Source organism: Halomonas rhizosphaerae (assembly GCF_030010555.1).
GTDB classification, from domain to species: Bacteria; Pseudomonadota; Gammaproteobacteria; order Pseudomonadales; family Halomonadaceae; genus Halomonas; species Halomonas rhizosphaerae.
Genome location: NZ_JASCQP010000011.1, coordinates 178,914 through 190,316 on the forward strand (window position 1 = coordinate 178,914; position 11,403 = coordinate 190,316).

Consider the following 11,403-nt stretch of genomic DNA (forward strand, 5'->3'; position numbering starts at 1 on the left):
CGACATGAAACAGACCGGACGCCTGCCCAACGCCGGTGACCAAGGCGCACACATCCTGCTGGTGGATGACGATGTCAGCCTGTTGAAGCTGCTGGGCATGCGGCTCGAGAGCCGCGGCTATCGTGTCACCACCGCGGAGAGCGGCCGCGAGGCCCTCAAGCGGCTGGAAGTCGCACGCCCCGACCTGGTGCTGTCGGACCTGCGCATGGACGAGATGGACGGCCTGGCCCTGTTCCAGGAGCTCCAGCGCCGGGTGCCGGGCCTGCCGGTGATCATCCTCACCGCCCATGGCTCGATTCCCGATGCCGTGAGCGCTACCCGGCAGGGGGTGTTCGGCTTCCTGACCAAGCCGGTGGATCGCGACGAGCTCTTCTCCGCCCTCGACGATGCCCTGGCCCAGACCTCCACCTCGGGCACCGAGGGCGACGACCACTGGCGCGAGGCGATCATCACCCGCAGCCCCGAGATGGAGCGCATCCTCGAGCAGGCCCGCATGGTGGCCGCCTCCGACGTCAGCGTGCTGATCACCGGCGCTTCGGGGTCGGGCAAGGAACTGCTGGCCGGCGCCATCCACAAGGCCAGCCCGCGGGCCGACAAGCCCTTCGTGGCGATCAACTGCGGCGCGCTGCCCGAGCAGCTGCTGGAGAGCGAACTGTTCGGCCACGCCCGGGGTGCCTTCACCGGCGCGGTGAGCGAGCACCGCGGCCTCTTCCAGGCGGCCGACGGCGGCACCCTGTTCCTCGACGAGATCGGCGACATGCCGCTGACGCTGCAGGTCAAGCTGCTGCGCGCCCTGCAGGAGCGCCATATCCGCCCGCTCGGTTCCACCACCTCGCTCCCCATCGACGTGCGCATCATCTCGGCCACCCACCGCGACCTGGACCGCGCCATGCACGAGGGGGAGTTCCGCGAGGACCTCTATTACCGTCTCAACGTGGTGAACCTGCGGCTGCCGCCGCTCAAGGAGCGCGCCGAGGACGTCCCGCTGCTGGCCAAGCACCTGGTCGCCCAGGCCGCCGCCCGGCACAAGCCCTTCGTCAAGGGCTTCTCCCCGGAGGCGCTCAACCTGCTGGCCGCCTCGGCCTGGCCCGGCAACGTGCGCCAGCTGGTCAACGTGGTGGAGCAGTGCGTGGCCCTGACCACCTCGCCGATGATCCCCGAGGGGCTGGTGGCCCAGGCGCTGGCCGCCGAGGACAACGCCCTGCCGACCTTCAACGACGCCCGCGCCGGCTTCGAGCGCAGCTATCTGGTCAAGGTGCTCAAGATCACCGAGGGCAACGTCACCCAGGCGGCGCGCATCGCCGGGCGCAACCGCACCGACTTCTACAAGCTGCTGGCCCGCCACGAGCTCGAACCCGGCGCCTTCAAGCCGGCCGCCCGCCAGCCCGAGCACCACTAGCGGCCCCCGGGCACAACGCAAGACCCCCTGCCTCGGCAGGGGGTCGTCGTGGTGCGAGCCGAATCGCGCGCCTTACTTGGGCAGCTTGGTCCGGCGCAGGTAGGGGAAGATGGTCTCGTATTCGCCGAACTTCGCCTTGGCATCCTCGTCGGAGACCGTCGGCGGAATGATCACGTCCTCGCCGACGGTCCAGTCGGCCGGCGTGGCCACGCCCTTGCCGTTGGCGGTCTGCAGCGCGTCCAGGGCGCGCAGCACCTCGGCGAAGTTGCGGCCGACGTTCATCGGATAGGTCATGGAGAGCTTGAGCTGCTTGTCCGGGCCGATGATGAACACCGAGCGCACGGTGGCGCTGTCGGCCGGGGTGCGGCCATCGGGCAGGTAGGCATCGGCCGGCAGCATGTCGAACAGCTTGGCGACCTTGAGGTCCTCGTCGGCGATGATCGGGAAGCCGACATCGCAGCTGGCGAAGCTGGAAATGTCATTGATCCACTTCTTGTGATCCTCCACGCCATCCACCGAGATGCCGATCACCTTGGTGTCGCGCTTCTTCCACTCCTCGTTGAGCTTGGCCACGGCGCCGAACTCGGTGGTGCAGACCGGGGTGAAGTCCTTGGGATGGGAGAACAGGATCGCCCAGCTGTCGCCGATCCACTCGTGGAAGCGGATCGGGCCCTGGCTGGTATCGGCCTCGAAGTCGGGTACAACGTCATTGATGCGCAGTGACATGGTGTTACTCCCTGGTTGATGGGGGGATGCGTCCCCGAGCGACCCGCAGTCGGGCACGGGGATGACTCTGGTACCTTGACGTATAGGCACTGGCCTTTCGACGTCAAGGCGTTCTTCGGAACAAGCTTAGATAGTATTTTTTTGAATATCCATATTCCAAGATCTATCACCCTGATGCCCTGTCGCCATGGGGCGTGGTGTCGCAGGCCTCGGTGCGGGTCACCGTGACGGCGAGCCGCCCCTCGCCCAGCCGTGCCTCGAGCGCCTGGCCGGGGGCGGTGTCAGCGGCCCGGCGGACGACGCGGCCCTGCGCGTCCTCGAGGATCGCGTAGCCGCGCCCCAGCACCGCCAGTGGGCTGACGGCCTGCAGCTCGCGAGCGAGACCGCCCAGCCGCTCGCGGTGGCGGTCCAGCGCCCGCGGCATGGCCTGGTGGAGCCGCCAGCGGGCCCGCGTCAGCCGCTGACCGGCCTGCTCCACCAGCCGGTCCGGCGAGCGCAGCGCGAGGCGCTGGCGCAGGTGGTGCTCGCGGCGTCGCTCGGTGGCGAGCCGCGCCTGCATGACGCGCCGCAGCCGGCCCTCCAGCTGGTCCAGCTGCCGGCGGCGCGCGGCCAGCACCTCGCCGGGGTGGCGCAGCCGGGCCCGCAGGTGGTCCAGGCGCTGGGCCTCGGTCTCCAGGCGGGCGCGCTGGGCCCGACCGAGCCGTTCGGCCAGCCGCTCGAGGCGGTGGAGACGCTCGCGGCGGTCGGGCACCAGCTGCTCGGCGGCAGCCGAAGGGGTGGGAGCACGCGCATCGGCGGCGAAGTCGGCCAGGGTGACGTCCACCTCGTGGCCCACCGCCGACATCACCGGCAGCCGCGAGTGGAAGATCGCCCGGGCCAGGTGCTCGTCGTTGAAGGCCCAGAGGTCCTCCAGGCTGCCGCCGCCGCGGGTGATCAGGATGGCGTCGCGGGCCGGGTCCAGCGCCTGCTGGCGGTTGAGCAGGCCCAGCGCCGAGATCAGCGCCGGGGCGGCCTCGCGCCCCTGCACCGGCACCGGGATCAGCGTCACCTGCGTAAGCGGCCAGCGCGCCGCGAGTACCGCCAGCACGTCGCGGATCGCCGCGCCGGTGGGCGAGGTGAGCACCAGCAGGTGCCGTGGCGGATAGGGCAGGGGGCGCGCGTTGGCGAACACCCCCTCGGCGGCGAGCCGGGCCTTGAGCCGCTCGAAGGCCGCCAGCAGCTCGCCAACGCCGGCCGCCTGCACCGCCTCGACGATCAGCTGGTAGTCGCCGCGTGGCTCGAACAGCGACACCTGGCCGCGCACCTTGACCCGGTCGCCGTCGCGCATGGGGGCGGCGACGAAGCGCGCCCGGGTGCGGAACAGCGCGCAGCGCAGCTGGGCCCGGTCGTCCTTGAGGGTGAAGTAGATGTGCCCCGAGCCCGGCCGCGACACCCCGGAGAGCTCGCCCTCCACCCACACCTCGCCGACATCCTGCTCCAGCGCCTGGCGGGCGCGGCGGTTGAGCTCGCTGACGGAGAGGGCCTGGGAGGGTCCGTTGGCATCGGCGCTGGGCATCGTGGAGGCGTCCTGTGGCATGTGACGCCCTCACTCTAGCATGTCACCGGCAAGATTCGCGGCGAGGTGCCAGGCAACGAAAACGCCGAGCCTGTTGGCTCGGCGCAAGGGGGCAGGGCGGCCCTAAAGGGCCTGACCCGTCATTGCCGGCTGGCCCAGTCATCGGCCTCCTTCTCGGCCTGTTCGCGGGCCATGCCATATTTCTGTTGCAGCTTGCCGATCAGCTGTTCCCGGTTGCCGGCGATCTCGTCCACTTCATCGTCGGTGAGTTCACCCCAGCTGGAGCGGGCCTTGCCCTTCATTTCCTTCCATTTGCCTTCGATCTGGTCCCAGTTCATGTCGACTCTCCTTTCCTTGAGCGGCCTGGCTGAGGGGGTTCCTGAGCACCCTGCGAGCCAGTTCTTAGATTAGACCAGGGCACCGGACTGTGAGGTAAGTCTTGGTCAGCGAATGTGCCCATTGCGTGAATGGCCGGCGGGCGGCGGGTGAGCTCGTGGTCAACCCCGTGACGCAAGCCCCCACTGGCCGTTATAATGGGGGATTAACTTCATCCCTCCCACCAGTTCACTGGGTGTTGCCGCATATGCTACGTATGGCCCAAGAAGCTCTTACGTTCGATGACGTATTACTCGTGCCCGGGTATTCCGATGTCCTGCCCAACGACGTCAGCCTCCGGACCCGCCTGACCCGCGACCTCTTCCTGAACATCCCGCTCGTCTCCGCCGCCATGGACACCGTCACCGAAGCCCGCCTGGCCATCGCCATGGCCCAGGAAGGCGGCATCGGCATCATCCACAAGAGCATGACCATCGCCCACCAGGCGGCCGAGGTGCGCAAGGTCAAGAAGCATGAGAGCGTGATCGTCAAGGACCCCGTCACCGTGGGGCCCAAGGCCAAGCTGGCGGACCTGCTGGCGATGGCCGAGGAGCACGGCTTCTCCGGCTTCCCGGTGGTGGAGGGCGAGACCCTGGTGGGCCTGGTGACTCAGCGCGACATGCGCTTCCAGCCCAACCACGGCGACAGCGTGGCCGACATCATGACCCCCGGTGAGAAGCTCGTCACCGTGCCGGTGGGCACCAGTCTCGAGATCATCAAGGGCAAGATGCAGGAGCACCGCATCGAGAAGATGCTGGTGGTGGATGACGCCTTCCGCCTGCGCGGCCTGGTCACCTTCCAGGACATCGAGAAGGCCCGCACCTTCCCCCTGGCGGCCAAGGACGCCGACGGCCGCCTGCTGGTCGGCGCCGCCGTGGGCACCGGCCCCGAGACGCCGGACCGCGTGGCCGCCCTGGCCGAGGCCGGGGTCGACGTGGTGGTGGTCGACACCGCCCATGGCCACTCCAAGGGCGTGATCGAGCGCGTGCGCTGGGTGAAGGAGCACTTCCCGCAGATCCAGGTGATCGGCGGCAACATCGCCACCGCCGACGCGGCGAAGGCGCTCGCCGAGGCGGGAGCCGATGCCGTCAAGGTGGGCATCGGCCCCGGCTCCATCTGCACCACCCGCGTGGTGGCCGGCGTGGGCGTGCCACAGATCACCGCCGTCTCCAACGTGGCCGCGGCGCTGGAGCCCTACGACATCCCGCTGATCGCCGACGGCGGCGTGCGCTACTCCGGCGACCTGGCCAAGGCCGTGGCCGCCGGCGCCAGCACCGTGATGGCCGGTGGCCTGCTGGCCGGCACCGAGGAATCCCCGGGCGAGATCGAGCTCTTCCAGGGCCGCACCTACAAGGCCTACCGCGGCATGGGCTCCATGGGCGCCATGTCCCAGACCCAGGGCAGCGCCGACCGCTACTTCCAGGACAAGAGCGAGGGCGCCGAGAAGCTGGTGCCGGAAGGCATCGAGGGCCGGGTGCCTTACAAGGGCATGATGAGCGCCATCGTCCACCAGCTGATGGGCGGCCTGCGCGCCTCCATGGGCTACACCGGCTGCCGCGACATCCAGGAGATGCGCACCAAGCCGCAGTTCGTGCAGATCACCGGGGCCGGCTTCAACGAGTCCCACGTGCACGACGTGCAGATCACCAAGGAAGCCCCGAACTACCGCGCGGGCTGATACACGCTTGAAGCCGGAAGCTTGAAGTTGGAAGTGGCCGCGCCGCTTCCAGCTTTCGTGTTTCCGGGCCGTTCGCCTCTCAAAGGAAAGGCCTGATGACCGACATTCACGCCCACAAGATCCTGATCCTTGACTTCGGCTCCCAGTACACCCAGCTGATCGCCCGCCGGGTGCGCGAGATCGGCGTCTACTCCGAGGTTCGCGCCTTCGACATCACCGAGGCCGAGATCCGCGAGTACGCCCCCAACGGCATCATCCTCGCCGGTGGCCCGGAATCCGTCACCGAGCTGGACTCGCCCCGCGCCCCCCAGTGCGTGTTCGAGATGGGCTTGCCGGTGCTGGGCATCTGCTACGGCATGCAGACCATGGCCGAGCAGCTCGGCGGCGCCGTGGAGGGCTCCCACGTCCACGAGTTCGGCTATGCCCAGATCCGCCTCGACGCCGAGACGGCGCTGTTCCGCGACATCTCGGACCATATCGACCACGAGACCGGCCGCAACCTGCTCGACGTCTGGATGAGCCATGGCGACAAGGTCTCTCGGGTGCCCGACACCTTCACCGTCACCGCCTCCACCCCGAGCTGTCCCATCGCTGCCATGGCCTGGGAGGAGAAGCGCTTCTTTGGCGTGCAGTTCCACCCCGAGGTGACCCACACCCTCCAGGGCCTGCGCATCCTCGAGCACTTCGTGCTGGAGATCTGCGGCGCCGAGCGCCTCTGGACCCCGGCCCAGATCATCGAGGACCAGATTGCCCGCGTGCGCGAGCAGGTGGGTGACCGCCACGTGCTGCTCGGCCTCTCCGGCGGCGTGGACTCCTCGGTGGTGGCGGCACTCCTGCACAAGGCCATCGGCGACCAGCTGACCTGCGTGTTCGTCGACAACGGCCTGCTGCGCAAGGCCGAGGGCGACCAGGTGATGGAGACCTTCGCCCGCCACATGGGCGTGAAGGTGATCCGCGTGGACGCCGAGGACTTGTTCCTCGACAAGCTGAAGGGCGAGGCCGACCCCGAGGCCAAGCGCAAGATCATCGGCAACACCTTTATCGACGTGTTCGATGATGAAGCAAGCAAGATTGAAGGTGTCGACTTCCTGGCCCAGGGCACCATCTACCCGGACGTGATCGAGTCCGCCGCCGCCAAGACCGGCAAGGCCCACGTGATCAAGTCGCACCACAACGTGGGCGGCCTGCCCGAGACCATGAAGCTCACGCTCGTCGAGCCGCTGCGCGAGCTCTTCAAGGACGAGGTGCGCAAGCTCGGCGTCGAGCTCGGCCTGCCCTACGACATGGTCTACCGCCACCCCTTCCCGGGGCCGGGCCTGGGCGTGCGCATCCTCGGCGAGGTGAAGAAGGAGTACGCCGACATCCTGCGCGAGGCCGACGCCATCTTCATCGAAGAGCTGCACCGCGCCGACTGGTACCACAAGACCAGCCAGGCCTTCGCCGTCTTCCTGCCGGTGTGCTCCGTCGGCGTGGTGGGCGACGCCCGCCGCTACGAGTGGGTCATCGCCCTGCGGGCCGTGGAGACCATCGACTTCATGACCGCCCGCTGGGCGCACCTGCCCTACGAGCTGCTGGAGAAGGTCTCCAACCGTATCATCAACGAGATCACCGGCGTCTCCCGCGTGACCTACGATGTCTCGAGCAAGCCGCCGGCCACCATCGAGTGGGAGTGATTGATGATCCCGTTCTGAGATTTTTCGGCAAACCCGCCCTTGTGGCGGGTTTTGTTTTATCTGGCTCACCTGTAGTGGTTTTCTGAATATGGTGCTCAATGATTTGCTGATCGTTCACGTAGGAAAGGCCTTGATAAAATTAAAGCCAGTTTCTTTGTAAGATATTTCTGACAACTTTGTAAGTAGGTTTCTTTTTTCTGTTGATTTTTGCTTGATCATCAGTTTTGGTATATATTGTATGCATATATTAAATAATATAGGGTGATAATATGGGAGATTCTGGAGGGCAGTTTTTGATAAAAAAGAATCTGAAGCTTGGTGATCTTGATGCGGAAACTGACCAAAGACTTCTGAAAGACTGTTTTTTTGATAAAGGCGACATGGAGGTTATAGCTGATACGGAAGAGCCCGAGTCTGTGGTTGTAGGTAGGACGGGGTCTGGAAAAAGTGCCCTTTTGTTAAAATTGGCAATTGAAAATGACAAAGCTAGAGTTTTGGATCCAAACGACATATCGATAAAATTTCTTGAAAACTCAGATATAATAAAATTCTTTGAAAGCATTGGTGTTAAGCTGGATCTGTTTTACAAGCTCTTGTGGAGGCATATTCTGACGATAGAGTTCTTGAAGCTCAGGTATGGATTTAAAGAGGGTGAAAATAATTCTGGGATCCTGCAAAGGCTTACTGAGTTGGGCGCAAGCAAAGGAAAAAAGAAGGCGATTGAGTATTTTAATAAGTGGAATGATCAGTTTTGGGTGGAGACAGATAAACACCTTAAAGAAATTGTTGAGAAATTTACAGATGAGGTCAAGGGTGAAATTGGAGTCGGAGTAGGAGGGATTGGTGGGATAAGTGTGGCAGATGTTGAGGGCTTGACCCAAGAAAGGCGTCATGAAGTAGTTAATAAGGCGAATAGAGTGGTCAGTCAACTTCAGATAAGGAGTTTGTCTGAGGTTATTGATGTTCTTTCAGAAGAATCATTTAAAGACTTCCAGCAAAAATATTATATTCTAATTGATAAGCTGGATGAAGACTGGGCGACTACTGAGACGAGGTGTCTTTTTGTCAGGGCGCTTATTGAAGAAGTAAAGTTTTTTAGAAAATTGAGTAACACAAAAATAGTTGTTGCGCTACGCGAAGATTTGCTTCAAAAAGTTTTTGATATGACACGAGGGTCAGGATTTCAACAAGAGAAATATGAATCTTACTTGTACCCGCTTAAATGGGGTAAAGAGGATCTTCGGATTCTTATTGAGAAAAGGGTTTCGGAGGTTTATAAAAGGCAATATGAGAAGCGTGATGTGAAGTTTGATGAGGTATTTCCATCACCTAAGCAAGGGGTGGTCGCTTTTTCTTTTATGGTTGAAAGAACGCTTTTCAGGCCGAGAGATATATTGCAGTTTTGTAACGAGTGTTTTGTGGCATCTTATAATAAGCCTAGAGTTAGTTGGCGATCAATAAGGTCTGCAGAGCATAAATATTCTCAGAAGAGGCTGCAGTCAATAATAGAAGAATGGGTCGATCATTATCCCTCTGTCAGGTTTGTTCCTGAACTTTTTTATGGGTTGCCGCCTAACTTGAAGAAAAGCAGTTTTGGGGATAGTAGGATAAATGAGGTGGCTTCTAGGGCGTTTGAGGTTGAAGGTAAGGATGCTTGTATAGAAGCAGCTGAGAAGATGGTATCTGCTGATGCTAAATCTACCTCCGGCAAAGAGTTTCTTGTTGAATGTCTCAAAGTAGCTTATCGTGTTGGTATAATTGGGGTTAAGGCTGGTGGGAATAATCCTTTTTTTTGGGCGCATATCGATAAGCCTGAAATTAGTAAATCTGAGATTAATAGAGTCGAGAAGATAAAAGTCCATAAAATGTTCTATCATGCTTTAGATCTGAATCTAAGGTTTGATGATGATGCGTTCATTGAAGATGATAGTTCTCTCTGATCCCTCTCTCGTATGGGTTGTGTAGTGTGTACAGAGACAGTATTCACCTGACACAAGCCCCGCGGGCTCTCTATAGTTAAGCAGTGTTTTCTGCCGTTTTCCTGGGCTCCTTCTTCGTCGGCTTGGGGAGCCCCTTCTTGAAGACGGCATAGGGGGTCATCCCCTTCATGTTGCGCCCTTGGTGGGGGCGCTTGGTGTTGTAGATGACGAGGTAGTCATCCAGGTCCGTCTGCATCTCTTCCAGGGCCTCGTACCACTTGGTACGCCCCTGGATGCGGAAGTGCTCATCCAACAGTGTGCGGTGCAGCCGCTCGACGAACCCATTGCTTTGTGGCCGCCGGACCTTGGTGGTGCGGTGCTCGATCTCTTCGAGCTGAAGGAACAGTTCATACGGATGTTGATCCTTACGGCCGCAAAACTCGCGGCCGTTGTCGCTGAGTACCGTGCTGACCTTGGCGTTGTGAGCCTCGAAGAAGGGCAGCACGTCGTTGTTGAGCACATGCACCGCCGTGATGGGCAGTTTACTGGTGTAGAGGCGGCCCCAGGCGTAGCGGCTGAAGCAGTCGATGACGGACTGCAGATAGACCTTGCCGACTCCCTTGAGCGTGCCAACGAAGAAGGTGTCGACAGCGACCAGTTCGCCGGTGTGATGGACTTCGATATGCCGTTCGCGGAACTCAGGGCTGAACCGCTCCAGGTGACGTACCTGATCATCGGTCAGCTCGATCTTCTGCTCGCGTGTTGCCCGCTCGAGCCGCAGGAGGCGCTCATGGCGCGTCAGCAGGTCATGGCGACCCCACACACTGATCTTACCCAGCATTGGTGGACACCGGTCTAAGCGATCATTTGGGCCTCAAAGGCCTCTGGACTGATCATCCCGATTGCACTGTGTCGGCGTTGCCGGTTGTAGTCCAACTCAATGTATTCGAATACCTGCCGACGCATCGCCTCACGGGTCACGAACCGCTCGCCGTGGATGGCTTCGACCTTGAGGCTGTGAAAGAAGCTCTCAGCGCAGGCATTGTCGTAACAGTTGCCCTTGGCGCTCATGCTGCACTTGAGACCGTGACGCATCAGCAGCGACTGGTACAGCGTCGAGCAGTACTGGCTCCCGCGGTCTGAATGGACAATTACGCCTTTGGGCATCTTCCGGCTCCACAGGGCCATTTTCAGGGCATCGCTGACCAGGTCAGCCGTCATGCGTTCGCTCATCGCCCAGCCGATCACCTTGCGTGAGTACAGATCAATCAGCACCGCCAGATAGAGCCAGCCTTCACCCGTTGCCAGGTAGGTGATGTCGCCGACCCATTTCTGATTCGGTGCCGTAGCGGTGAAGTCCTGCTCCATCAGGTTCGGTGCGACTGGCAGGCCATGCCGTGAATTCGTGGTGGCCTTGAACTTGCGAGCGGCTTTCGCCCGCAGGTTTTGCCGACGGAGGCTGGCGGCCACAGTATTACGGCAGATGGGTACGCCAGCATCGTTCAGGTCGCGGGTCAGCCTGGGGGCGCCTGAGCGCCCCTTGCCCTGTTCGAAGGCCTGAGCCACGCGCTGATCCGTGATCGTTTGTCGGCGGCGGCGGGAAGACGGTTCACCACCACGCTGTCGCCAGGCGTAGTAGCCGCTGCGGGCGACACCGAGAAACGCGCACATCCGATGAACGCTGAAGGCCTGACGGTGCTGCTCGATGAAGGCGTACTTCACTTCAGGCTCTTCGCGAAGTACACCGCGGCTTTTTTTGCGATTTCAAGCTCTTCCGACTTCTCAGCCAGCTGACGCTTGAGCCGCGCATTCTCGTCAGCCAAGGCCTGCTCGCGAGCCGAGACGGTTTGCTGCTGCTGGGCCTTGGCTCGCCATTGATAGAGCTGGCTGGACTGAAGCCCCAGCTCGCGAGCGGCGGCACTGGTGCCAACACGATCAGCGAGTGCCAGGGCCTCGTCCTTGTAGGCCTGGGAGTAACGGGTACGGGTCTTCTTCATCGCCGCTGCTTGCCTTGCCATGGGGTCACCTCGTTCAGTGTACTGCCTTAACGGGGTGTCCACTGTTGCTGGGCAAGATCA

Annotated in this window: 8 protein-coding genes and 1 pseudogene; 4 read left to right on the forward strand and 5 right to left on the reverse strand. The window is 61.9% G+C overall.

The window, feature by feature from the left end; genetic code table 11:
• Nucleotides 1-4 precede the first annotated feature (4 nt).
• On the forward strand, nt 5-1,399 hold the full coding sequence (gene glrR, locus QLQ83_RS03955; RefSeq protein ID WP_282734256.1) for a two-component system response regulator GlrR: 1,395 nt from the start codon (nt 5-7) through the stop codon (nt 1,397-1,399).
• A 72-nt stretch (nt 1,400-1,471) separates the two neighbouring features.
• On the opposite strand, the gene QLQ83_RS03960 is transcribed toward glrR, so the two are convergent.
• The 3 genes from QLQ83_RS03960 to QLQ83_RS03970 all read right to left on the reverse strand — a co-directional run bounded on the left by QLQ83_RS03960 (nt 1,472) and on the right by QLQ83_RS03970 (nt 4,018).
• Complete coding sequence (locus QLQ83_RS03960; RefSeq protein WP_282734257.1) at nt 1,472-2,125, reverse strand: peroxiredoxin; 654 nt, start codon at nt 2,123-2,125, stop codon at nt 1,472-1,474.
• 166 nt (nt 2,126-2,291) lie between these two features.
• Nucleotides 2,292-3,701, reverse strand: a complete 1,410-nt coding sequence (gene xseA / locus QLQ83_RS03965; protein WP_282734258.1) for an exodeoxyribonuclease VII large subunit — start codon at nt 3,699-3,701, stop codon at nt 2,292-2,294.
• 119 nt (nt 3,702-3,820) lie between these two features.
• Entirely contained in the window at nt 3,821-4,018 is a 198-nt protein-coding gene (locus tag QLQ83_RS03970) for a CsbD family protein (RefSeq protein WP_282734259.1), read from the reverse strand.
• A 245-nt stretch (nt 4,019-4,263) separates the two neighbouring features.
• Here QLQ83_RS03970 and guaB point away from each other — a divergent pair, with 245 nt between their 5' ends.
• From guaB to QLQ83_RS03985, 3 genes are all read left to right on the forward strand, one after another.
• Nucleotides 4,264-5,733 carry an IMP dehydrogenase gene (gene guaB, locus QLQ83_RS03975; RefSeq protein ID WP_282734260.1) on the forward strand — a complete coding sequence of 490 codons (1,470 nt, stop codon included), beginning with the start codon at nt 4,264-4,266 and terminating at the stop codon, nt 5,731-5,733.
• A gap of 95 nt (nt 5,734-5,828) precedes the next feature.
• Nucleotides 5,829-7,406, forward strand: a complete 1,578-nt coding sequence (gene guaA, locus QLQ83_RS03980; protein ID WP_282734261.1) for a glutamine-hydrolyzing GMP synthase — start codon at nt 5,829-5,831, stop codon at nt 7,404-7,406.
• 269 nt (nt 7,407-7,675) lie between these two features.
• The gene (locus QLQ83_RS03985) at nt 7,676-9,346 is read left to right on the forward strand and encodes a P-loop ATPase, Sll1717 family (RefSeq protein ID WP_282734262.1); all 1,671 of its coding nucleotides are present in this window, start codon (nt 7,676-7,678) and stop codon (nt 9,344-9,346) included.
• 76 nt (nt 9,347-9,422) lie between these two features.
• On the opposite strand, the pseudogene QLQ83_RS03990 reads toward QLQ83_RS03985, so the two are convergent.
• Nucleotides 9,423-10,160: pseudogene (locus QLQ83_RS03990) on the reverse strand (integrase core domain-containing protein); the annotation flags it as partial.
• 20 nt (nt 10,161-10,180) lie between these two features.
• Nucleotides 10,181-11,343 (reverse strand): IS3 family transposase gene (locus QLQ83_RS03995; protein ID WP_282734270.1). Its coding sequence is split into 2 segments (ribosomal slippage): nt 10,181-11,085 and nt 11,085-11,343, totalling 1,164 coding nucleotides; the frame shifts between segments, so codons are not numbered across the junction.
• Nucleotides 11,344-11,403 lie beyond the last annotated feature (60 nt).